The 23,221-nt window shown below is 72.0% G+C and carries 20 protein-coding genes; 5 read left to right on the top strand and 15 right to left on the bottom strand.

Going from position 1 to position 23,221, the window contains the following annotated elements; genetic code table 11:
- Positions 1 to 17 precede the first annotated feature (17 nt).
- Positions 18 to 3,161, top strand: coding sequence for an AMP-binding protein (locus EAO73_RS16435; RefSeq protein ID WP_147972298.1), 3,144 nt, complete (start codon positions 18 to 20; stop codon positions 3,159 to 3,161).
- 36 nt (positions 3,162 to 3,197) lie between these two features.
- On the opposite strand, the gene EAO73_RS16430 is transcribed toward EAO73_RS16435, so the two are convergent.
- The 10 genes from EAO73_RS16430 to EAO73_RS16385 form a co-directional block, all read right to left on the bottom strand.
- Positions 3,198 to 4,403, bottom strand: coding sequence for a cytochrome P450 (locus EAO73_RS16430; RefSeq protein ID WP_147972297.1), 1,206 nt, complete (start codon positions 4,401 to 4,403; stop codon positions 3,198 to 3,200).
- Between the two features lie 49 nt (positions 4,404 to 4,452).
- Positions 4,453 to 6,381, bottom strand: a complete 1,929-nt coding sequence (locus tag EAO73_RS16425; protein ID WP_147972296.1) for a TOMM precursor leader peptide-binding protein — start codon at positions 6,379 to 6,381, stop codon at positions 4,453 to 4,455.
- Entirely contained in the window at positions 6,374 to 8,119 is a 1,746-nt protein-coding gene (locus EAO73_RS16420) for a hypothetical protein (protein ID WP_147972295.1), read from the bottom strand. The genes EAO73_RS16425 and EAO73_RS16420 overlap by 8 nt, the downstream gene beginning before the upstream one ends.
- Positions 8,116 to 9,489 carry a SagB family peptide dehydrogenase gene (locus EAO73_RS16415; protein WP_147972294.1) on the bottom strand — a complete coding sequence of 458 codons (1,374 nt, stop codon included), beginning with the start codon at positions 9,487 to 9,489 and terminating at the stop codon, positions 8,116 to 8,118. The genes EAO73_RS16420 and EAO73_RS16415 overlap by 4 nt, the downstream gene beginning before the upstream one ends.
- The gene (locus EAO73_RS16410) at positions 9,486 to 10,592 is read right to left on the bottom strand and encodes a thiopeptide maturation pyridine synthase (RefSeq protein WP_147972293.1); all 1,107 of its coding nucleotides are present in this window, start codon (positions 10,590 to 10,592) and stop codon (positions 9,486 to 9,488) included. Before EAO73_RS16410 ends, EAO73_RS16415 begins: the two co-directional genes overlap by 4 nt.
- Positions 10,589 to 11,524, bottom strand: coding sequence for a thiopeptide-type bacteriocin biosynthesis protein (locus tag EAO73_RS16405; RefSeq protein WP_147972292.1), 936 nt, complete (start codon positions 11,522 to 11,524; stop codon positions 10,589 to 10,591). Before EAO73_RS16405 ends, EAO73_RS16410 begins: the two co-directional genes overlap by 4 nt.
- Positions 11,521 to 14,166: a lantibiotic dehydratase gene (locus tag EAO73_RS16400; RefSeq protein ID WP_147972291.1), complete on the bottom strand. Its 2,646-nt coding sequence runs from the start codon at positions 14,164 to 14,166 to the stop codon at positions 11,521 to 11,523. The genes EAO73_RS16405 and EAO73_RS16400 overlap by 4 nt, the downstream gene beginning before the upstream one ends.
- Positions 14,167 to 14,261: 95 nt before the next feature.
- On the bottom strand, positions 14,262 to 14,429 hold the full coding sequence (locus tag EAO73_RS16395) for a thiomuracin/GE37468 family thiazolyl RiPP peptide (protein ID WP_147972290.1): 168 nt from the start codon (positions 14,427 to 14,429) through the stop codon (positions 14,262 to 14,264).
- 240 nt (positions 14,430 to 14,669) lie between these two features.
- On the bottom strand, positions 14,670 to 15,089 hold the full coding sequence (locus EAO73_RS16390) for an ATP-binding protein (RefSeq protein ID WP_147972352.1): 420 nt from the start codon (positions 15,087 to 15,089) through the stop codon (positions 14,670 to 14,672).
- A gap of 181 nt (positions 15,090 to 15,270) precedes the next feature.
- Complete coding sequence (locus EAO73_RS16385) at positions 15,271 to 15,717, bottom strand: hypothetical protein (protein WP_147972289.1); 447 nt, start codon at positions 15,715 to 15,717, stop codon at positions 15,271 to 15,273.
- Positions 15,718 to 15,896: 179 nt separating this feature from the next.
- On the opposite strand from EAO73_RS16385, the gene EAO73_RS16380 reads away from it, so the two are divergent.
- The gene (locus EAO73_RS16380; protein ID WP_147972288.1) at positions 15,897 to 16,532 is read left to right on the top strand and encodes a DUF4352 domain-containing protein; all 636 of its coding nucleotides are present in this window, start codon (positions 15,897 to 15,899) and stop codon (positions 16,530 to 16,532) included.
- A gap of 60 nt (positions 16,533 to 16,592) precedes the next feature.
- Here EAO73_RS16380 and EAO73_RS16375 read toward each other — a convergent pair whose 3' ends face one another.
- Both EAO73_RS16375 and EAO73_RS16370 read right to left on the bottom strand, forming a co-directional pair.
- Complete coding sequence (locus EAO73_RS16375) at positions 16,593 to 17,438, bottom strand: helix-turn-helix transcriptional regulator (RefSeq protein WP_147972287.1); 846 nt, start codon at positions 17,436 to 17,438, stop codon at positions 16,593 to 16,595.
- An 83-nt stretch (positions 17,439 to 17,521) separates the two neighbouring features.
- On the bottom strand, positions 17,522 to 18,277 hold the full coding sequence (locus EAO73_RS16370; protein ID WP_147972286.1) for an SDR family NAD(P)-dependent oxidoreductase: 756 nt from the start codon (positions 18,275 to 18,277) through the stop codon (positions 17,522 to 17,524).
- Between the two features lie 255 nt (positions 18,278 to 18,532).
- Here EAO73_RS16370 and EAO73_RS16365 point away from each other — a divergent pair, with 255 nt between their 5' ends.
- Entirely contained in the window at positions 18,533 to 19,375 is an 843-nt protein-coding gene (locus EAO73_RS16365) for an endonuclease/exonuclease/phosphatase family protein (RefSeq protein WP_147972285.1), read from the top strand.
- Between the two features lie 162 nt (positions 19,376 to 19,537).
- Entirely contained in the window at positions 19,538 to 20,170 is a 633-nt protein-coding gene (locus tag EAO73_RS16360; protein WP_147972284.1) for a hypothetical protein, read from the top strand.
- Between the two features lie 81 nt (positions 20,171 to 20,251).
- On the opposite strand, the gene EAO73_RS16355 is transcribed toward EAO73_RS16360, so the two are convergent.
- Complete coding sequence (locus tag EAO73_RS16355) at positions 20,252 to 20,848, bottom strand: TetR/AcrR family transcriptional regulator (protein WP_147972283.1); 597 nt, start codon at positions 20,846 to 20,848, stop codon at positions 20,252 to 20,254.
- A 109-nt stretch (positions 20,849 to 20,957) separates the two neighbouring features.
- On the opposite strand from EAO73_RS16355, the gene EAO73_RS16350 reads away from it, so the two are divergent.
- Entirely contained in the window at positions 20,958 to 21,941 is a 984-nt protein-coding gene (locus EAO73_RS16350; protein ID WP_147972282.1) for an NADP-dependent oxidoreductase, read from the top strand.
- A 72-nt stretch (positions 21,942 to 22,013) separates the two neighbouring features.
- On the opposite strand, the gene EAO73_RS16345 is transcribed toward EAO73_RS16350, so the two are convergent.
- Together EAO73_RS16345 and EAO73_RS16340 are read right to left on the bottom strand one after the other, a co-directional pair.
- Positions 22,014 to 22,733, bottom strand: a complete 720-nt coding sequence (locus tag EAO73_RS16345; protein ID WP_147972281.1) for an SGNH/GDSL hydrolase family protein — start codon at positions 22,731 to 22,733, stop codon at positions 22,014 to 22,016.
- On the bottom strand, positions 22,730 to 23,200 hold the full coding sequence (locus EAO73_RS16340; RefSeq protein ID WP_147972280.1) for a cupin domain-containing protein: 471 nt from the start codon (positions 23,198 to 23,200) through the stop codon (positions 22,730 to 22,732). The genes EAO73_RS16345 and EAO73_RS16340 overlap by 4 nt, the downstream gene beginning before the upstream one ends.
- Positions 23,201 to 23,221: the final 21 nt, after the last annotated feature.

Here is a 23,221-nt window from a genome sequence, read left to right as displayed (position 1 = left end):
CAACTAGTGTGCGATGCATGGAGGAAACCGAGACCCCGGCCACCCCCGAGCTGTCCGTCCTGCGCGGCCCACGTGCCCCGTACACCGCTGGCGACCGCATCGAGGTCCTGCTGGACCGGGTCGCGGCCGAGCACCCCGACGCACCGGCCCTGCGCCACCGCGACGGCACGCTCACCCACGCCGAACTGGTGGCGGCGGCCAACCGGATGGCGGGAGCCCTCACCGCCCGGGGCATCGCACCCGGCGACGTGGTGGTCGTCCGCACCGAGCGCACCCCGGACACGGTCATCACCCTTCTCGGCCTGCTGAAGGCGGGCGCCGTCTACGCGTGCGCCCCGGTGGACTGGCCGGAAGCCCGGTGCGCCCAGCTCGTCCGGCAGACCGGCGCCGCGCACCGCCTCACCCCGCACACGATCCGGGAGCTGCGCGCGGCGAGCGCGTCCCACGCGCCCCATACCCCCGCACCGGCCGGCACCGGAACCGACGCGTTCTGCGTCTTCCTGACCTCGGGAAGCTCGGGCACACCGAAGGCGGCCCTCGCACCGCACCGGGGTGTCGCCCGCACCGCGATCGACGTACGGCGCCTCCACGACGGCCCCCTGACGTCCCTTCAGCTCTCCTCGACGGCCTGGGACGTCTTCGCGCTCGAACTGTGGGTGACGCTCATCAACGGCGGCACCTGCGTGCTCTTCGACGACACGTATCTCACCGGAGCGCACCTGCGCGAACTGGTCCGCGACGGTGTCACCGTCCTCTCCGCCGCCACCCCCGTCTTCGCCATGCTCGTGGACGACGACCCCGGATCACTCGCGGGTCTCACCCTGCTCTTCGTCGGGGGCGAGCGCCTCTCGGCGGACCACGTACGGCGCTGTCTGCGCGCCCATCCCGGCCTCCGGCTGGTCAACGCGTACGGGCCCGTCGAGAACACCATCAACACCACGCTCTGGCCGGCCCGCGCGGACAGGGCTGACGACGACGTGCCCATCGGGACCCCCGTGACGAACACCGACATCCACCTCCTGGACGAGCGGCGCCGTGTCGTGCCCGTCGGAGAGACCGGCGAGATCGCCGTCAGCGGGGACGGGTTGTCCCTCGGCTACCTGGGGTCCGACACGGAGACCGCCCGGCGCTTCGTGACGATCACCGACACGGACGGCGCTGCCGTACGGGCGTACCTCACCGGCGACCTCGCGAGGATCGGGCCGGACGGTGAGCTGCTCTTCGCGGGCCGCGTGGACCGCCAGCTGAAGGTGCGCGGGCTGCGGATCGAGCCCGAGGAGATCGAGCGCATCGTCGAAGGGGTGCCCGGAGTGGGGCGCTGTGTGGTGCTGGGGCTGCCGCACGGCGCGCCCAGCGCGACCAGGACGGCGGCGTTCTACCGGGCGCCCGACGGCACGGTGCCGCCCGCCCGGGTGCGGGAAGCGGTGGCCGAGGCGCTGCCCGCGGGGTTCGTCCCCGATCTGTGGTTCGCCGTCGACGAGTTCCCCCTCACGGCGAACGGCAAGGCCGACCAGCGGGCCCTGGCCGCACTCGTGGCGGACCGTGAGTCGCAGCGCGCCGACGGGCCACCGGACGAGGGCGATACGGGTGCGCGGGCCGGGCAGCCGGACGGTGACGGGCTCACCGAAGCCGTGCGCGCGGTCGCGTCCGGACTGCTGGGCTACCCCGTCGGCCCCGGCGACGACCTCTTCGACCGGGGCGCCACCTCACTGACCGCCATGCGCCTGGCCACCCGGCTCGGCCGGCTGCACGCCCGGGGCATCGGCCCGGCGGACATCTTCCGGGCCCGCACACCTCGCCGCATCGCCGGACTCCTCGCCGACGCCCCGGCCGCCCCGGCACCGGACGACGGGGGAGCGACGGAGGCGGACCCCGGCCCCGAGACCGGGTACGTGCCGAAGGAACTCCCTTTCATCTTCGGCAGTTTCTGGCAGGCGATGCGCGGCGGCAGCCGCCTCGACGAGGCCGTGGTGCCCGTGGTCTACCGGCTGCGCGGCAAGACCGACCCCGCCCTGCTGGCCGCCGCCCTGGACCACCTCGTCGCCCGTCACGAGGTGCTGCGCGTCCGGTTCGGCGACGACCCCGACCGGCCGTCGGTGCGTGTCCTGCCGGCGAGCGAGGCGAGGGGGCTGCTGCGTCGGCACGGTACGAGCACCGACCTGGCCACCGCGGAGCACGCGGCGACCACGGCGGCGATGCGCCCCTTCGACCTGGCGGCCAGAAGCCCGATACGGGCCGAGCTCTTCCCGGTGGCGGGCAGCGACGACGCGGTCCTCGCGATCAGCGCCCACCACATCTTCTTCGACGGCTGGTCGGCGCGGGTGTTCAGCGAAGAACTCGCCTCCGCCTACACAGTGCTGGCCGACGGCCGGATACCTTCGGCCGAGCCGCCGCCCTCGTACTTCCGTATCATCGCCGCCCACCGTGAGCAGCACCGCGAGCTGCTGCCCAAGGCGATCTGGGCCCGGCGCAGAAGGATGGCCGACGCCCCCGAACTGGCCTTCCCCCTCGGACGCGACGGTCTGCCGTGGACCGGGCCTGCCGCCGAGGTGCCCCTCGCGATCGACGCGCGGCTGCTGGCGGACGTGGGCGCGGCGGCGGCCACCGTCCACGGCACGGCCATGTCGGTCTTCTACGCCGCTTACGTCATGCTGCTGCGGTCCCTTACGGGTGCACCCGACCCGGCGGTCGCCGTCCCGGTGAGCGGCCGCTACACCGAGGACGAGAGCGGGCTCGTCGGCTGCATGGCGGGGCTGCTCCCGCTGCGGCTGCCCGCCACGGCCACGAGCCCGGCCGAGCTGGCCAAGGCGGCCGCCGCCGAACTGCGGACGGCGATGCGGCCGCCCCTGGTACCGATGGGGGCCGTGATGCCCGAGCTCCCCGCAGGACACCGGCGCCACCCCCTGCTGCAGGCGTATCTGCTTCAGGAGGAACTCCCGCCCACCACCCTGCGGTTGGGCGAGGCGGATGCCGAGCTGATCCGGATCCCCTCGGTGAACGCGGGACCCGAGCTGACCGTGGAACTCTGGCCGCATCCGGCCGTCGGCGGCGTGCTGCGCTACCGGACCGACGCGATTCCCGCAGCCGACGCGCGCGCTTCGGCCGACGCGTATGTGGCCCATGTGGCCGAGGTCGTCCGGGCCCTCAGGGCCGACGCCTGAACGGGCCGGGCGCCATCCGCCGGAAGCACCGCCGGTCTACCAGGTGACCGGCAGCGCCTCCGGGCCCAGAGCGGAGCGGCCCAGTTTCCACGGCACCTCGTGCTCCGGAACGGCCAGCGCGAGGCCGGGCAGCCGGGTGATCAGTGCCCCGATCGCAGCCCTCAGTTCGATCTGCGCCAACTGGGCGCCGAGACACCGGTGCGGGCCGTAACCGAAGGCCAGATGGCGGTTGTTGACCCGGCCGAAGTCCAGCTCCTCCGGGTTCTCGAACACCGATTCGTCATGGTTGGCCGAGTCCGCCTGCACCACCACCGCGTCACCCGCCCGCACCAGCCCGCCACCGAGCCGTACATCTTCCGTGGCGATCCTCGTGAATCCGGACAGCGTGCCGATCGGCACATAGCGGAGCAGTTCCTCGACCGCGGGCTCGAGCAGCGCGGGGTCCGCACGCAGCCGCTCCAGATGCTCCGGATGGGTCAGCAGCGTGTAGACGAAGTTGCCCAGCTCATCCGTCGTCGTCTCATGCCCCGCCAGCAGCAGTGTCACGGCGAAGCTCACCAACTCCTGCTCGCTGAGCCGGTCTTCGTCGTCCCGCGCCCGGACCAGTGTCCCCAGCAGATTGTCGGAGGGGTTCTCGCGCTCGACGGCGATCCGTTCCGCGAGGTAGTCCCAGGGCAGGCGGCCCGCCCTGCGCATCTTCGCGACCGCGTCGGCCCCGGTGGAGCGCATCGCCTCCGACCAGAGATAGAACAGCCGCCGCTCGGCGAACGGCACTCCCAGCAGCTCGCAGATCACCAGCACCGGAAGAGGCCTGGTGAGACCCGCCACAAGATCGGCCGACGGGCCCTTGGCGACCATCCGGTCGATCAGCTGACCGACGAAGGACTCCACCCTCGGCCGCAGCTCACGCATCCGCCGAGCGGTGAACGCCTTGGCCACCAGCCGCCGTTGACGGGTGTGATCGGGCGGGTCCATCGTCAGGATGCTCGACACCTGCTGCACCAGCGGAACCAGCCGGGGCACGTCCTCGCCGAGCGTGGCGGCCCTGCTGAACCTGCTGTCGGCCAGCACGGTCCTGACGTCCTCGTACCGGGTCACCAGCCATGCCTCACCGCCGTACGGCATGGTGATCCTGGCCAGTGGCCGCTCGCCGCGCAGCCGGGCGAACTCGGGATCGATGCGCACACCCCGCGGCGGGTGGAAGGGGTAGGCGACGGCGGCCTGCTCACCGGTCGTGGTCATCGGAGGGCACCTCTCGTACGGATGGCGCGGATCTGAGGCCGGGGGCCCGTCAGGGAAACGGGTGCGGAAAGGGGTTGAGATCCTCGCCCGACGACGGCGGAGCAGGATCACCGAGCCGCCGGGGCACGTCGAACAGCCGGGGCAGCCCCTCCACCCTGCGCATCCCGTGCCCGAAGGTCATCGGCAGCGTGCCCGGGACGATCACCTTGACACAGGAGAGCCCCGCACCCTCCTGCTCAGGGGTGGTCTGGTCGACGACCAGCACATCGAGCCCGGTGTCCAGATACCGTCCCACGGTCCGCAGGACGTCCTCGGTGAGGTCCGTGGGGGAGACGGGGACACTGCGCCGCACCATGGCGGGAAGCGTCACGCTCCGCCCCGATGCGAACAGGAACTCCAGCCGGGAGAAGACCGAGGCGTCCGCGTACAGCAGCGAGTGGTCACCCATCGTCCGTACGAGCCCGGAGTCCTCCGCCATCTCCGACACCCGCGCACGCTGCCCCGGGTAGGCGCGGTCGACGCTCGCCAGGATCGGGCCCAGCTCGCACAGGGCGTTGAGCACCGCCCGCTCCGGGTCGATGTGCGATCCGCCGGCACACAGTGCCCTGGCCCGGCCGGGGTCGTCCGTGCGGTCGACGGCGATCGCCCACACACAGGGAATCCCCTGCTCGACGGTGGTGTCCAGGACGGTCACGGTGCGGTCCGTCTCCTCCTCCAGGTGCGCCGCGAGCAGCCGCACCCGTGGGTCGGCCGCCGACGCGAGGTCGACGCGGGGCAGCGGCCTGCGGGCGTACCACGCCATCAGGAACGCATCGCGCTCCGCCACCTCCAGGAGCCCGTAGAGAATCGCCTCCTCCCGGCAACTCCCCAGCGCGCAGCCGTTGGAGATCTCGTACGCGAGCCTCGGCTCGTCCCGGTACAGCACATGCGCGCCGTAGTAGGCATACGTCTCCGGTACGAGGACCGGGCGGCCCCCGGCGAAGGAATGGGCCCACACCCAGCGCAGTTCGAGGTCCTCGTGGAAGGGGACGAAGGGGAAGCCGGGCTCCGCGTAGCGCTCCGCGCCGTACAGCCCGAGCGACGGGGGATGGACGGCGTCCTCGCGCAGTGCGCGGTAGGAGCCGCGCACGGTGGTGCGCCGCCCGCCGGCCTGCAGCCCGCCCCACCGCTCGACGGCCTCCAGGACCGCCGTCAGCTCGCTGGCCCGGTAGGTGTCGCTCCGGCCCCAGCCCGCCTCCTCCGCCGTGGTGCCGCGCATAGCCAGCGGGGCACGGGCGACCGGCAGCCCGCCCTCGTCACCGGTGCGGACCTCGGCGATGAGACCGGACTCCGGATCGACGAAGTGGCCCAGCAGCGAGCGGTGTTCATGGCCGGCCGACCGCAGCCGGAAGGCGCCGGGGTGTGGCTTCGGCCGGGGCTCCGGCACGATCGTGGCCCGTTCCGCCGTGTCGTCGGGCAGCACACCGCAGCGGGGGCAGAGCGGGTCGGCCAGCACCCGATGCGTGCGTACGGTGAGATCCGCGAGGGCGACCCGCAGGAACGCACCCCTGGTGCGCGGTGCGCCGCCATCGGACAGGGCGGCGATCTCCGCGGCGGCCAAGGCACCGACGGCGTCGGCGGCGAAGCCGTTCAGCGCGGAGAAGGGACGGCTCGCCAGGGCGTCCCCGTGCCGGGCACGCACCGCGGCGCGCCCGGGGTGGTTGCGGTCCCGGCGCAGTTCGGCGCAGGTCCAGCAGCCGGGGGTGCCCGGTGTGGTGAGCGGTCCGATCACGACGTGGCCCGGCTCGGTTCCGATGGGCAGCACGGGTACGGAGAGGGCGCCCGCCCGTGCGACCGGGTCCGGCTCCCAGGCGTCCGAGACGACGACCACGGCCGGCAGGTCCGCCGCGGGGGACTCCGACTTCCTCAGTGCGGCGTCCACAGCGGTGCGGAGCACGCCGTCGCCGACGACCCGGACCGAGGGCAGGGGCTCACGCATCGACCAGCACGACCTTTCCGACGCAGGGCAGGATCCGGCCGAGCGCCGGATCGTGGTCGAGCGGGACGAGCACGGGCTCCCGGCCCGAGCGCCGCAGCGCGGTGACCGCACCGGCGACGACGTCCTCGCCGCCGACAGCGCGGGCGGGGGCCTCGGCCGTACCGATCCCGGTGAGGAGTGCGACAGGCTCCTGCCCGGACTGCACGGCGACGAGCAGTTCCGCCAGCACGTCGCGGACGGCATCGGCGCGGCGCGGCCGGCACACCAACTGGTGGACGGCCCCGTCGACGACCGCGGCGACGGCCGGAGCTCCGGCGGCCGCGGTGACATCGAGGAGCCGTACGTCGAGCCCGAGCACGGCGAGAAGGCGCAGCCGGTGGGCCGCGACCCGGTCCGCGTCGCGGCCGGGCGCGGGGATCGGGACGCCGGCGAGCGGCCCCGGGGCGGTACCGGGAGCGACGCCGGTGCCCGGTGCCGCGCCCGCACCGGCGATCAGCTCCTGGCGACAGCGGGCGAGCAGTGCGTCGGTGACCATCTCCGGCCAGTCGAGGCCGACGCCCACCGGCGCGGACTCCAGGGCGGGTGCGTCGACGCGGCACGGTGCGCCGTCGCGCAGGCGCAGCCCCCAGGCCCACGGCGCGTCGAAGGACAGGGAGCGGTGCACGCCGAGCGCGAGCATGGCGGTCTTGTGCCGAGCCGTGGCGAAGTCCGCTCCCCATGCCGACACGGTGACCGTCCGGCCGGGAGAAGCGGGATTCGCGACGACGGCACGCGTCCTGCGCAGCGGCACCTGCGGAAGGTCGTCCTCGGCGAGGCTGAGGATCACCCCGAACCGCGCGTCGACGGCTGTCACGACACGGGTGGAGAACTCCTCCTCGCCGCACCGGGGCTCCTTGCGCAACACCCGTACCGCGTCCTCGAACTCGGCCGGGGAGCGGGGCCGGCGGGCACCGGTCGGGGGCGGCGTGGGAAGGACGGTGTGCCGGGTCAGTTCCAGGGTGTCCAGGTCGAAGGAGGCGAGCCGCGTGTCGCCGTGCGCCTCCCCGGACGCCCCGGCCTCCACGAGCCGGAAGAGGCGGAAGGCGAGGTGGTTGGCTAGGACACGGCAGGCGGCGTCCGTCGCGGCGGGCTCCGACGCCGTCTGGAAGCCCCGTTGTTCGGCGGGAAGCATGCGTTGCCACACCGCACCCCAGTCGACGCCGTCGCGCGGGGCGATCAGCGCGCACGACCCGCCGATCAGTACCTGGACGAGGGGGATGCCGCGCGCGGCGCACTCCGCGGCGGTGCGGCGGGCCCCGGACAGCTCCCCGTGGCCGAAGAGGTGCAGGGCGAAGCCGGTGCCCTCCGGTACCCCGGCGCCCGGCGCGGCGACGGTCACCTCGCTGACGTCGCTGTGGGCCAGGGCCCGCGCACAGGCGTCGGCCACCGTGCCCGCGCCGATGACCAGTGCGGTGCCCCCGCTGAACCGTGCACCGTCCCGCGCGGGGCGATGCGCGTCGTGCACCAGACCCCGCTCGCCCAGTACGCCGATCAGCTCCGTGACCACCGTGCGGTGCCCGGCCGGCAGCGAGGCGGTCAGCTCCTCGACCGTGCGGCGTCCGTCCAGCTGCGGCGCGAGCCGCTCCACGAGGGCGGCGACATGTGCCCCCTTCAGCGTCAGCTCGCCCGCGGTGCCCATCAGGGCCACCCCGCCGGGCACCGGTGCGAAGAGGACGTCGTCCCCGATCCTGGGCCTCATCCGGTCTCCTCGTGCGCGGTGCGGGGGCGGCTGCCCAGCGCGAACTCCCCGACACTCGTCTCCGCCAGGGCATCGAGCCCCGTCGCGGCGGCGAACGCGTCCGAGTCCCCGACACCCAGGGCACACGGGGCGAGTCCCATGGCCGTCGCCGCGAGATACATGTTCTGGTAGTGGACGCCGACGTGCTTGAGCGTCAGCGCGTACGCCATCGCGCGGTACTTCCACGCCAGCCGCCCGAACCTGCTGGCCAGCACCAGGAGCACCTGCGGGGTGGCGCCTCCCGTCATCCCGGCGGCCGAGGCGTCCAGCAGCCGGCGCACATCGCCGGTCCTCGCGGGCACCCGGCTGAGCCGGTGGCCGTACGGGTCGTAGTGGTAGAGCCCGCTCTCCAGCCCGCGCACCCGGTGCACCAGCGGATACAGCTCCAGCTCATGGGCCGCGCCGCCGCCCGGGTGCGGCCGGTCGGAGACATCGAGGCCCTGGTCCGTACCGGTGGCGCGCACCCGCGCGGTCCGGAAAAGGAACTCGCCCAGCTGCTCGACGGTGAGCGGTTGCGCGTCGTCGTAGGCGCGCAGCGAGCGCCGGTCCTCCATGACGGCGGCCAGCGGCGGGTCCTGGGCACGCAGCCGCCGCGGATCGGGGCGCGCCAGCTCGATGTCGCCCGACGTCCACACGGGGTGCGCGCCCGGGGGAGCGGGGAAGGTGCCGCGCGCCCAGTAGGTGCCGCCGAAGTCCTCGCCCATCCGGTGATCGCGCCGCAGCCTGCTGCCGTGGTGGAAGGCCAGCTCGTGCGGGCTCCACTGGGCGCCGCCCAGCGTGCCCGTCTCGGCGGCTGAGGCGAGGAAGCCGCCGTCGGCCAGGGCGTCGAGCAGCAGCTCCACCAGCCCGGCGGGGAGACCGGGACGGGACCCGGCCGTGACGACCGTCTCGACGAGCCGGCTGTCGTACAGCCGCAGGACGCACGAGGCGACGGGCGACTCGACCAGGAACGCGTCACCGTCCCGGCGGACCGCTGCGAAGCGGGAGAGCGTACGCGGCTCGGCCGGCGGGGCGGGCTTCCTCGGCGGCCACAGGTGCCGGGTGGTGAACAGCGGGGTGCCGTCACCGCCGACGACCGTGCTGATCAGCCAGCCGCCCGCGCGCAGCCGCGCCAGCAGCTCCGCCGCCTCCTCGGCCGGACAAAGCGGGAGTAGGTCCTCGGGGGCGGTGTCCATCGACAAGGCCCGCAGCGCCGCCCGCTGTCCGTCCGAGAGACGGCCGACCGGCCCGACGTGCGGCCAGGCGGTGAGCGCGGTGACGCCGGTTGTCGAGCGCACCGCGCTCACTCCGTCGCGCAGCCGCACGATCCTGCGGACACGGGCGCCGCTCATGAGAACACCGGCTCGCCCGGGGCGGGCAGCGGGACATCGGTGGCCGGCACCCCGTACAGGTCCTCCGCGGTGTTGGCAGCGAGATGGCACAGCAGAAACCGCTCGACGGGGGAGAGCCCGAGCCGGGTCAGGTGCAGATACGTGTAGTTGAGGGTCAGCCGGTACTGGTCGAACCAGAGCCGGTCGACCTCGACGCCCTCCGGCCGCCGGTGGTTGTGGAACGTACTCCTACGGGCCAGCTCCGCGACCTCCGGGTCGTCCAGCGACGTCCGGCCCGCCCACGGGGGATCCATGGAGAGGTCACCCGCCGCGATCAGAGCCCGGCCGCGCCGCAGCACGGGGTCCGCGGCAGCCAGCCAGCGGGGCACGAGACCGGACCCGCCGGCGCCCGGAGCCTTCTCGGCGGCCTCCACCGACCGCAGCACCGCCCGCACCCGCGTGGCCAGCAGGCCTGAGTGTGCCGCATAGTGCCGGTCCCACGCCTCCCGCAGTCCCTCGGCCTCCGGCCACCAGGACAGGAACGCCTCCGCGTGGGACCGGAACGAAACGAACCCCTGGCGCAACTCCACACCGGAGAGCCCGTGCGCCGAAGCGATCATGGTGTCGAAGGCGAGCCCCGCCAACTGCGCGCCACCTCGCAGCCGTTCGATCATCTCGAAGGCGAAGGGCGTCGTCTCGTTGTAGAAGTCCGCGAGCAGGTCCGCCGCCTGCGGCCCGCCGTGGACATGCAGCCTGCGATCGTACGGTGCCTCATGGACGGTGTTGTCGGGGAGCAGCGGGGAGAGCGGACCCGCTTCGTGCTCCAGCCCGGCAAGACGCTCGTGCTGCGCGAGCATCGCCGCCGTGTCCACCACGGCCGTCGAGGGATGCGCGGCCAGATGGCCCCGCACCAGCTCGTCGAGCGCGGGCAGCACCAGCGAGTCGAACACCTCCGGCGCGGCGTCCACGTGGAGACGTACGTGCGGTCCGCGCAGCCAGTGGAGCAGATAGTGGACCCCGTTCACCCGAGGCGCTATCCGCTCCACGAACGGCCGCACGGCGTCCAGGAGCAGCGCGTTCCTGTCCTGCTCGTAGTAGTGGACGTGAAAACTGCGCCACATCATGCCCCCTCGGGTGCGGCCGGCTCCGTGATCGCGCGGGCGGCCAGATAGCGGAGCGATCCTTCGGCGTCGATCCGTACACCGATGCGGTTGGCGAAGAGGTGCGCGCACAGATCGGCGACGCTCTCGGCGGGCGGCGTTGCGCCACCCTCCTCGTCATGGTGCGTCCGCAGCAGGTCCACGACCCGCGACACCGAAGAGGCCCACTGCCGGAGGGTGCTCCCGGCAGGCAGCTTCCGCCACCCCTGTGCCGCCGTGCGCATGCGGGCGGCCAGGGTGAGCACCTGCGCGCGTTGACGCTCGTACAGCGCCCGCGCGTCGTCGGCCGACGGCGGCGCCTTGGCGAGCTGCCGCCACGCCAGTCCCAGCACGTCGTCGGACGCGAGGAACCAGGCCAGCATCAGATAGCAGAGCACGGCGGTCTCACGCCTGTTCTGGCCCGTCTCGGTCCGCAGCACGGCCAGGGCCAGCGCGCTGGACTCGACGAAGTGTTCCTCCACCGCCTCGATCGCCTTGCCACTGCCGTACCGGCCGTACTCCCGCGCGTACGGGATGAACCGCACGGAGTTGTTGGGGTACATGAGCTGCGTGGGAACCACGCCCTCCCAGGCGCCGATCTCCCGCGCGGAGCGCAGATACGCCTCCTGGCTGAGCACATCGGGCGCGGGGTACCGGCCGAAGTGGGCGCGGACCCTGTCTTCGATCAGGCGGGCCGTCTCTGCGGCCACCGACGGATCCCGGGGCAGCACGCGCAGCCGGATGTGCGGGCCGCCGTCCCAGTAGCGCAGGAAGAAGGAGTGGTCGGCGAGCGCGCGCACCCGCAGTTCGTCGACGAGCGGGCCCACGAGATCCACCAGCACCGTGCTGAGATCACCCTGGTGGAAGAGATGGGCACTCAGCCATCCGCCCTCGCCTGTCCATGATTCCTCGCTCATCGCCCGTCCTCCGACGACAGTTCGACGACGCACTCGGTCACCCTGGCCGCCTCGCCCCAGACAGCGGTGGCCGCATCGGGGTCGGGCAGCGCCTCCTCGAAGGTGACCCGGCCGGTGAACCCCTTCGTCATATGGCGGAACACGGCCAGCATCGACATGCTGGCGAGATCGAGGAACATCGGCTTGCGGGACTTGGCGAAGACACTGCTCACCCAGTCGCCGTCGCTCGACCGGAGCCGTACGAAGCAGCGCCGGGGTATGCCGTGCGAGCGCAGCCAGCGGGCCAGGCGCAGCAGGTGTTCCGCGTCCGGTTCGCCGGGTCGCTGCACCGGCACCAGACCGGCCGGTGCCGACCACTCCGCCCGCTGCACCACGAGCCGCCCCACCTCGACGCGCGGAAGCAGCTCCACCTCGGGGGACTCGGCGGCGGAGGCGGGCTTGAGCAGCGAAAGGCTCGGGTGCAGCAGATACGACTGGCCGAAGGCCGCGAGCATCAGCCGCGCCGCGGGCGGCAGCAGCGGATCGGCCATCATGCCGAGGTGCGCGGGCCGGACCGGCAGGTCACGGCTGCCGGAGACGAGTTCGAGCAGCCCGCTGGACGGGTCGGTGCGCACGACCAGGTCACCGAGCGGAATGCGCTCGGCCGCCGGGCGGGTGCTGGTGGTGTACGGATAGTCGATCTCGTACGGGGCGACGGGGTCCCGCAGATTGACCGAGACACCGAAGGTCCCGGACAGCTCGGCGAGTAACGTTCCCTGTCCGGGCCCGCCGTCGTCCGGCCGCGCCCCGGGCAGGTCGCCGCCCGCCTGGGACAGCAACCGGGACCACCGGCCCCGCCCCTTCCCGAACCCGCCGCTGACGGTATTGACGACGGCGCGCAACGGCCCGCCCTCCTCGCTCTCGTCGAGGAGCTGGAGGTAACAGCCGACCGACCCAGGGGTGCGCACCCACGCCGGCCGGTCCTCGGTCAGCTCGACGAGGAGCTTGGGGTCGGTCCGGATCACCGTGCCGTGACGTTCCCCCGAGAGCACAGTCGCCACCGACTTCCGGCGCAGCCGGTGCAGCAGAGCGAGTTCGGGCACCGGGCTGCGCTCCAGCGCATCGGCCGGTACGGGGGTGCTGAGCTGGAGGTACGGACGCAGGGGCCGCAGCCAGTCGGGGCACTCGTCGTCGGGCAGGGCCAGGTCTGCCTGGACCGCCGCGTGGAGTGCGAGGAAGGACACGGTCGCCGCCGCGCCGAACCGGTGCTCCGCGTACCGGGCCAGGGCCAGCCGTACCGGCAGCATCCGGTCGTGCAGCCCGAGCCAGCGGCGCAGCACGTCCAGATCGTCGAGTACGGGCCGCCACGCGGCCTTCGACGCGGTCAGCCGCCCGTGCGGCACCACGGCATTCTCGTGGAAGGCGATCTTCCCGAGGGTCGAGGAATCCGGCCAGTCGAGCCCGAGACCGGCGCCGATCTCCGCGAGGAGCCCGGCGATGCGGGACTGCTGCGCGCGGTAGTCCGTGATGTCGTCCGGCGAGGTCCCCCGCTCGAACTCCGTACGCAGCAGCTCAAGTCGACTCAGGAGAGGCGTATCGGGCCGGACGCGGCCGAGGTGGGCGATCAGGTCGCCGAGCGGGGTCCGGGAGTGATCGGCGACCGGGGACTCGTACTCCAGCACTCCGAGCCGCACCAGGTGCCCGCAGAAGGCCGCCACGTCCTCGGGCCGCCTGCCCGCGCGCTCCGCCAGCGTCTCCCTGAGCTCCGCGGACGCGCACCCGTCGCCGACGATCCGCAGACACGCCGCGACCTGCGGCGTCGCCGGGATCGTCACCAGCGACTCCGCGGGCCTGCGGCCGAGGAACGTATAGCGCCCTTCGCTCTCCTGGAGGCTGGGGTTGCGGCGAACCCTCAGCCCCATCCCGGCCGGGTCACGCTCCAGCAGCGCCCGCAGGACCTGCTCGACGACCAGCCGGTCCAGTTCGAGCACACACCCCAGGTCGCCCCGTCCGTCCGAGGCGAGCGCGGTGGGGGAGTGGCCCTCGTGCCACTGGCCCGCCGCCGTGGCGGTGAAGGTGCTGTACGGACTGGTCTTCGTGGCGGCGCGGGACACGAACTTCGTCAGTCCGATCGAGGTACGCCGCCTGAGCACTGGAAGCCGGTCGCGCTCGGCGCGCAGCAGCTCGTCGAGGAGCGCGGGGCTGGCCTGGGACAGCGCGTGCCGGAACGCGGGGAGCGCGGCGACGCGTTGCAGGATCCTGCCTTCGTCCGCGCCGTCCGCCTCCATCGCCGACGCGAGCGCGCTCACCGTGCTTTCGTGCAGCCGTCTACGGTCGAGCCATTGCAGAACCCGTAAGGAAACCGTGGAGGGAAGGACTTCCGAAATCTCGTCGGACCATTCGCCCTTTGCCGGGAACCGGCCGCGGTGAATGCATCGCCGCAGAGCCACCAGGCGTGGTTTGAGGGTGGGTTCGGAAAGCTCACCGATCGCGGAGAAGAGCAGGTCGCTCAATTCTTCGGCATCCGCCGAGAGGGCTTCTTCCAGCGCCAGGACCTCCTCGACCAGGCGCCGGGCCCGCCCCGGGGTCAGCTGGTCGACGACGGACACGGGAAGTCCGCCCACTCGCGCGAAGAACAGTGTTCCGACAGCGTACGAAGTCACGCCACACCCTTGCCCGTAGCCCGCGTTCAGTCCCTGACGTGGATCGATGAAGCCGTGGGTGCCGGGACCGCGAGGTCCCGGCACCCACCCGCCGGCTACGGCAGGGACGAACAGGAGCTGCCGCAGCTGGGCGCCGAAGCACCGTTCTCCGCCAGGCCGTGACCGCTGGTGAGGGACTCGACCGTGAGGCCGCTGTCCGCCAGCTCGAACACGTCCGCCGGAATGTCGTCGAGGTTGAATTCGAGGTCGCCGAGGTCTTCCATGGGAACTCCTTTCGGGAAACGAGCATGAATTCCGCCGACTTTTCGGCGGCAATTCGGAACGCTACCCGGCGAGGTGAGGGGAAGACACAGTTCCGCAGGGATCAAGATGGCAGGAACATGCCACCGTGAATGGGGAACCGCCGACTCGGCAGGCCTGCCGCGCCGGACATACCCGGGCACGGTCGCCGAGCTTCCTGTCCGGATGGGACGGGCGACCGGTGACCACCCGGTTCCGCAACGTCAATCGGCGCCCTGACCGGCCAGGGGCGGGCGGAAGCAGGCGATCACCATCTTGCCGTCGTTGCAGGGGTGGGCCTCCCAGCGGTCGGCCAGGGCATCGACGAGGAACATGCCCCGGCCGCCCGGCCTTTCGGAACTCGGCGGCTGCGGTGTGGGCAGCGTGGTCGAGGAGTCGTGGACGGCCACGTGCAGACAGCACTCGTCCCAGGTCATCACCAACTGCGCGCTGCTGCCGGCGTGGACGTGGGCGTTGGTGACCAGCTCCGAGACGGTCAGCAGCACATCATCGACCACGTCCGGGGCGCCCGCGGCCCACGGAAGCGTCTCCAGGTGGCCGCGCGCCCATTCCCGCGCGGCCTTCACCTCACTGTCCAGAGGCAACGACCGCGCCCAGCCCACGGCGCGCAGCGATTCCCCCATGACGGTTCCCTTCATCGATCCGGCACCTATGTCCCGCGTCTACCCCCGACGGGAGCACTGACGCGGCACAAAGTCCTGCCGGCACCGAACGCCGCCGTGCGGCACCCGTCGAGACCGGCCGGCCGCCCCGCAACCGGCGTTGCTCCCGGCTCCGGCGGCCGGCGGCCCCACGGCGTCCGGGCTACAGGCCGCGGCAGATCTCGCGAGCCCGGTCCAGATCCTTCTTCGCCGTCGCGTCGAACTCGAAGAGCTGGGAGTGGCGGTCCTGGGACCGGCGGATGGTCTGTGCGAGTTCCTTGTACGCCGCGTCGCCCGCTGCCGCCGACGCGGACAGCGCCCCGGCGGCCGCGTACCGGTTGATGGCGACCTCACCGGCGGAGCCCTTCGCTATGTACTTCGCCGGGTCGAACCCGTCGAGCGCCTCACATGCCGCATGCGCGTCCGCTGCCGGGGTCCCGCCGCCAGGAGAAGCATCGGAGTCGCCGCTCACCGCCCATGCGGCGCCCATCCCCGCGGCGCCGAGCACGAGCCCGGCGACGAGGCAGAGCACCGCGGTCCTCGTACGGGTGCCGTGCTCCTCGCGGGACGTCGGGACAGGCGCTGAAGTGGGAGATTGCTGTGGCTGCATCCGCCCAACGTAGTGCCATTCCGCACGCGTGCGACGTCCGGCCGGGTTACTGGTGCAGTCCGGTTACAGGACCGCCATGTCCCACGCCACCGAGATGCACCAGGATTCCAGGCATCGACACACTCACCCGGATCAGTCGTCATGTTCACCTGGTCCATCGGGAACGTACGGGGGATTCCATGCGCCGTTCCATTGCGGCTGTCGCCGCAGTCGTCACGCTCCCCGCCACTCTTGTGGCATGCGGAGGTTCGGACGGAGCCGGCGACAAGGCCGGGCTCGCGCCGCCCACGAAGGGCACCGGCTCCAGCAGCACCGCCCAGCCCGCCGGCGAGCAGTCGTCCGGCGCCACCGCTGACAGCACCCCGGCGCCGGCCGGCAAGCTCGGCGACACCCTCAAGCTGGTGGGAATGCCGGGCAGCCTGAACGGCACGGGCACCATCGAGGCCGACTTCACGCTGCAGAAGTTCGAGAACCACGCCAAGTCGGCGATCGGCGTACTCGAACCCGCCGCCGGAAAACGCCTTGTGGCCGCCGAGTTCACCATCCTCGAAACCGGCACCGGCACCTACCAGGGCACCGGGTACGCGGAGGCGATGGTCTACGACGCGAACGGGCAGGGGTATCAGGGCAAGCCCGGAACACCCACCGTCGGCGAGTCGCTCGGCGGCCTCCAACTGATCGTCAAGCCCGGTCAGCGGGTCTCCGGCTGGATCGTCTTCGAGGTGCCGGAGGACGTGAAGATCACATCCGTCACGTACCTGATGGAAAAGGTCGGGCCGGACCCCGAGCGCACGGGCAGGTGGACCCTCGACTAGGCCGTCCTCTCAGACCTCACTGACCTCCCCGGCCGGCCGTCCCCGAGGGTCCGAGCGCTGTCAGGTGCCCGCCGTGCGCGCTCCCAGTACCGGCAGCAGCCGCAGCTTCTCGTCGTCCGCCGAACCCGGGGTGGCGGTGTAGACCAGCAACGTCTGGTTCTGCTCCGGGTCCAGCAGAACCTGGCACTGGAGGGTGAGAACGCCCAGCTCGGGGTGGCGTACCAGCTTGGGGTCCACGCGCGGTACGTCGATCTCATGGGCGCTCCACAGACCGGCGAACTCCGTGCTGCGCTCCAGCAGGAGGTCGCGCAGGTGCTCGGCGCGGCCGCCCGCACCCTGCCGTGAGTAGGCGGCGCGCAGACCCGAGGCGAAGAAGCGGCTGTGCAGCGGGTGGTCCTGCTCCGGGTACAGCAGCCTCGCGGCGGGATCGGTGAACCAGCGGTAGGTGAGGCTGCGTTCAGGTCCGGTGAACTGCGTCTGGTCGCCGAGGAGCGCGGTGGCCGCCGGTGTCTGGGCGAGGGTCTCCGCCACATCGCTGACGACCTGCGCCGGGGTGTCGTCCAGCCGCCCGAGGATGCGCATCAGACCGGGCGTGATGTGGTCGGAACGCAGGTTGCCAGGGCGGGAGGGCGTGTTGTGTCCGGCGATACGGAACAGGTGGTCGCGCTCGGCGAGGGAGAGGCGCAGACCGCGGGCGATGGCGGCGAGCATCGGCTCCGAGGGCTGCGGCCCGCGCTGCTGCTCCAGTCGGCTGTAGTAGTCGGTCGACATACCGCTCAGCGCCGCCGCCTCCTCCCGGCGCAGGCCGCGGGTGCGGCGGCGCGGTCCGCGGGGCAGTCCCACGTCCTCCGGCTGCAGGGCTTCGCGCCGGGTGCGCAGGAAGTCCGCCAGTTGTGCTCGGTCCACGGTTCCAGTCTCCCTCGTGTCTCCGGTGCCCGAGGTCCGGGGCGTGGTGGAGGTGTACGGGCCGGCCCGGTGGGCCGGGCCCTTCAGAGCAGCATGCCGCCCGAAGCCTCGATGCGCTGCCCGGTGATCCAGGACGTGCCCTCGGTGAGCAGCGCCGCAGCGGCGGCGCCGATGTCGTCGGGCTCGCCGGGGCGGCCCATGGCGGTGACGCCGCTGAGCATGGAGCGCATGCCCTCGTCGTCGCGGACCCCGCCACCGCCGAAGTCGGTGCCGGTGGCACCCGGTGCGAGGGCGTTGACCGCGATGCCACGCGGCCCCAGCTCCTTGGCGAGGTAGCGGGTGAGGATCTCCACGGCCCCCTTGGCCGCGGCGTACGCGGCGGTCGGCGCCGCGATGAAGCGGGTCAGGCCGGTGGAGACGTTGAGGATGCGGCCACCGTCCGCGATCAGGGGCAGCAGGGCCTGGGTGAGGAAGAAGACGCCCTTGACATGGACGTCCATCAGCCCGTCGAACTGTTCCTCGCTGGTCTCCTCGAACGGCGCGTGCACTCCGTGTCCGGCGTTGTTGACGAGGATGTCGAGGTCGTCGCGGCCCCACTCCCGGGCCAGGGCCTGACGCACCTGTGCGATGAAGGCCGGGATCTGGGCGGTGTCCCCGGTGTCCAGCCGGAGGGCGATCGCCCTGCGGCCCAGCTTTCCGGCCGCCTCGACGACGGCCTCGGCCTCGTCGGCGTGCGAGCGGTAGGTGAGGATCAGGTCGGTACCGGCCTCGGCGAGGTGCAGGGCGGTGCTGCGGCCGAGGCCCCGGTTGGCGCCGGTGATAAGAGCGATGCGGGTCATGGTGGCTCCATTCGAGTCGAGGGCGGGCGGACCGGCCGGTCCGTCGCCGCCTGCCACTCAACAGTCGCGCGGCCCGGAGGCCGGATGAAGGCCGCGGTTGTCCAGGGATCGCGGATCCCCCCTTCAGCACCCGGCGCGCCGACCGGAATGCCAGGCGGCCCGGGGTGCACATCGGCCGGCGTACACCCCGCCACATAAGCTCATGCGGGGAAGACCTCGCATGGGGGTGGGTGAATCTACTTCGAGGAGCCGAAGGTGACCGGAACCGGCGCGTGGTGGCTTGCGGGCGCGCTGATCATGGCCTGCCTGCTGCTCGCCGGCCCCAGCGCGTCGAACAGCGCGTACACGGCCGGGCCGCTGCCGGCCGGTGCCCCCAAGGAGATCGTGCCGAACCGGGTCATGACCTGGAACATCTGCAATCCCTGCAGGGGAAACGGGCGGAACGGCGGCAGAGCGGCGGAGATCGCCACGTACGCGCCGCAGGTCATCGGCCTGCAAGAGGCGTGCGTGGGTGATGTCGAGAGGATCCGGGACTATCTGCGGTACCGGTACGGGCTGGTCTACCACGTCGAGTACGGATCGGTGCTGCCGAGTTGGAGCCGTTGCGGGGGAGTGCCGTGGAGCCCGGGAGGCTTCGGGCAGGCAATCCTCTCCGCCGCCCCGATGACCGACCGTGTGCGTGTGGAGTACCCCGACGGCGGTTCCGAGGACCGCGGGTACATGGCCGTCACGACGCTCGTGGACGGCCGGCGCGTCCGGGTGTTCAACACGCACCTGGCCGAGCGGAGTCAGGAATCGGTCCGCGCGGAGCAGACAGGCGTACTGGCGAAGGCGGTCGCCCGGTACGACCGCACGATCGTTCTCGGCGACTTCAACGCAGTGCCGGATGCCTCCGAACTCACCGTGATGTGGGGCCTGGCCAGGGACGCGGACCCCGATTGCGGTCCCTCCGGAGCCGGTACGTGCGAGCCGACCACCGACTGGCGCAGCAAGTTCGACTACATCTTCCTTCGTGGCTTCGATCCGCTGGCGCAACGGGTGCGTCTCACCCCGTACTCGGACCACGATCTGGTGCAGGCCGATCTGAGGTGGGCGTAACAGGCACGGCGCTGGCGGTCCACACCGATCCCGGCCACGTCCCTCGACAGCCGTCGAAGGCGGCGGGGCACCGAGAGCAGACCGGGTGTGCGTTCCCGCTGCGTTCAGCGCGGAGGACCGTCGTCGGCACACTGTCAGACCTCGGTGCTAGAGATGGCTGCCATGGGAAATCCAGCAGACGTACCGATCAGCGCCGCGACACACTTCCAGGCCGGCTGCCGCCTCCTGGAGGACGACGCGCCGGGTGGCTGGGGAGCAGCCTCCACCCGGTTCGAACGGGCCGCGGCCGGATCGGACTCCGAGATGCTCTGGCGCATTGCCGACGCCTGCCAGTGGGTGCCGTCCCTCGCTGCCCATTGGATGAGCCGCGCAGTGGTCTCCGAGAGCGAGGCCGGCGGGATCGAGGTGGACCCTGGCACACTGTGCATCTTCGGCGGGGAGAACGGGGATGTGCTCGGCCAGGCCTTCCGGCTTGCCGTGCAGTCGGACAACCACGACAAGGCCGTCGAGGCACTCACCGCTGCCGCCGAGAACCGGCTGTGGGCGGTCATGGAGGACGGCCAAGAGATTCCCGACGAGGACCTGGTCGCCGACAGCGACCTCTACAGCCCGAATTACGTGGGCCTCGACTCATCCGTGCCGCTGGTCTGGATGGACTGCAAGGGGCTGGTCATGCCCTACATGGCCCGCACCGTTCTGCGCATCGTGCGACAAGAACTGCAGAATGTGGGCCTGTACCGGGCGCGGCTGTTCACCCCCCAGCCGAACTCGTCGCCCGACGGCGGGCCGGTCTGACGCTGCCGCGGCATACGTGAGCGCGACCACCGCGTGCAGGCCGCTGCCGGAACGCACCCCCTGCCGGGACGGTCACGCGGATCAGTCCCGATCGGTCCGCGGCCTCAGCCCGTCCACCACCAGGCGGAAGAGGTGGTCCCGGCGCTCGGTGAGTGTCGGGGCCTGGTCCGCGATCCAGCTGAGGGCGTTGGCCAGTGCGAACAGGTCGATGGGTGCCACGTCCGGCCGGATCCGCCCCGATTCCTGAGCCGCCTCCAAGAGGCGCCCACCGGCCTGACGCATCGCCAGGCAGTCTGCGTGCAGCGGTGATTCCGGATCGTTGAGGGTCGCCATCAGGGTGGCCGGCAGCCCTTGGTAGGCGCCCGCGCCGAGGGTGAACTCGTACAGCCACTCGGTCAGCGCGCGCTCCGGCGGGGCGGTCGTCGCCAGCACGTCGGCCCGTTCTGCGAGGTTCGTGAAGCGCTGGTGCAGCAGCGCCTCCAGCAGGGCGTCCCGGTTCGGGAAGTGCCGGTAGAGCGTGCCGAGGCCGACCCCGGCGCGCCGGGCGATGTCCCGAAGGGAGGCCAGGGTCCCCTGTTCGGCGACGGCCTCCGCGGCCACTTCCAGGACGCGGTCGCGGTTGCGCCGCGCGTCGGTGCGCGGTGCGCGTGGTGTGCCGGGGTGCGACTCGATGGGCATGAAGGGATCCCTGTCGTTGACAACCGGAGCAGTGCTCCGGTTATCTGTTCCGGAACAGTGCTCCGGATTCTATCCGGAGTGTTTCGCACCGGCATTTGGGGAGGGGCCCATGGGTACGGGAACGATGCGTGCTGTCCGTCTGCACGCCTTCGGCGGTCCGGAGGAACTGGTCTACGAGGAGACTGCCCGGCCCGAGCCGGGGTCGGGCGAGGTGCTGGTGCGCGTCCACGCGGCGGGTGTCAACCCACCGGACCGGTACGCGCGGTGCGGCTTCAAGAACTTCCCGGCCGAGCTCCGGCCGAACTGGACGCCACCGCTCATCCTCGGCAGCGACATCTCCGGCGCGGTCACGGCTCTCGGCCCGGGTGTCACCGAGTGGCAGCCCGGCGATGAGGTCTTCGGCCTGGTCAACTTCCCCGGCCGTGGATCCGGCTACGCCGAGTACGTGGTCGCACCCGCTGCCCATCTGGCCGCCAAGCCGGCAGTGCTCAGCCATACGGAGGCCGCCGCCGTGCCGATGGCCGGGCTCACGGCCTACCAGTACGTCTTCACCCACCTGCGCGGCCGTACCGGGACCACCGTCCTGGTCAATGGAGCTGCGGGCGGAGTCGGGCACTTCACGGTGCAACTGGTCCGGGTGGCCGGCGCGAAGGAGGTGATAGCCGTCGCATCCGGGCGACACGAGGAGTTCCTGCTGGGCCTGGGCGTGGACCGGTTCGTTGACTACACCCGGACCCCTGCCGGGGAAGTCGTCCGCGACGTGGACCTCCTGATCGACACGGTCGGCGGCCCCGATGCGCACCGCCTGCTGCCCACCGTGCGGCGGGGCGGCCGGATCGCGCCCGTCTTCCTGGGGGACTACCAGCGCGAGCGCGCGGCCGAACTCGGCATCGTCTTCAACGAAACCATGTGGCAGGTGCGTTCAAGCGGTGCGGATCTCGCCGAACTGTCCGCTCTCATCGACGCCGGGCATGTGCGTGTCGCCATCGACAGCGTTTTCCCCCTGCGTGACGCGGCCGGGGCCCACACCCGTGCGGACAGGGGCCACCTCCAAGGCAAGATCGTCTTGAACGTGGAGAGCCGGGGCGCGTAGGTGCTGGCTGCCGGGACCGGATGCCACCTCCCCTCGGCAGGTGGCATCCGGCCGGCCCGGCGCAGGAACCGGCTACGCGGTCCGGGTCAGCAGCCCGGCGTCGATGACCTCGGCGATATGGGCGGCGCCGCGGCTGTTCTGGTGGATGTGGTCGGTCGTGAGCAGGAGACCTCGCCGCTGCGAGATCGTGTCGAGGCTGTGCCGCAGCACTGCGCGCCGGGCGAGGACGCCGAGGGCCGCTGCGGGAGTCACCTCCCGGTACGGAATCGGCGGCGGATCCGCTTGGCGCAGTTCCTCGGTCTGGCGTTCGTGGAGCGGCAGACAGGTCACCCGGTGGGTGGCGGCGATCTCGGCGATCATCCGGCTGTACGCCTGTGATGCCTGCGCCGCCGCTCCGTCGAGCCGTTGGCCGAGCACCGGTAGCGACAGCAGGCCGATCGTCGCGTCGGTCTCGGCGCGCAGCCGTGCGACGACCGTTCCCAGGCACTGCTGGAACCAGCCCGCCGACGGGCGGGCGGGGAGGTTTTTGCGCTTCATGGCCTGCTCGACGGGGTAGCCGGCAAGGCTCGCTCGGGCGTCGTTGGTCCCGATCAACACGGTGATCACATCGGGCGGGTTCGCGACGACGGCATCGAGCCGTTGCAAGAGGTTGTAGGCGAAGTCGCCGTTGGCGCCGAAACGGACCGGCTGCATGTCACCGGCAGGGTGGCGTTGTTCGATGAGTTCCAGATAGTCGACGCTGAACTGTGCGCGGGTGAGGCTGTCGCCGAGGCACGCGATGCGTGTCGTCACGGTGCTTCCTCCGGGCTGGGCGTGCCGGCATGTCCGGTGGGGTGGGTATCGGTCCGGGGGCGGTGGCCGGTGCCGCGGGCCGGGGTGACGGCCAGGATGGACGTCGGCCCCTCCATGTCGACCGCGTGCCATACCCCGGCCGGGTTGATGGTGGCCTCACCGGGCCCGAGCAGAACGCGCTCGGGCAGCCCGTCGACGTCGCGGGTGACCGCCACGGACCCGCTGAGGCAGACGACCAGTTCGTCACCTGCGGGGTGGTTCTCCCAGTGGTCGCCGGGTCCCTCGCCGTCGAAGATCATCACCATGCGGCCCTCGACGCCGTCTGCCGCGACGGCGGCGCTGTAGGCCCGGAGCACATCCGGGTCCCAGGCGAATCCTTCGACGGGTTTCGCTCTCGATCCCAGTCCGAGGTGTACGGGGGTGGCGCGCAGGTCCATGGAGTTGTGTGGGTCGTTGACGAGTCTCATGCCGACGATCGTCCACGCCGG

Origin of the sequence: Streptomyces sp. col6, from assembly GCF_008042035.1 — a bacterium.
GTDB lineage: Bacteria > Actinomycetota > Actinomycetes > Streptomycetales > Streptomycetaceae > Streptomyces.
This window is presented reverse-complemented; position numbering and strand designations above follow the sequence as displayed.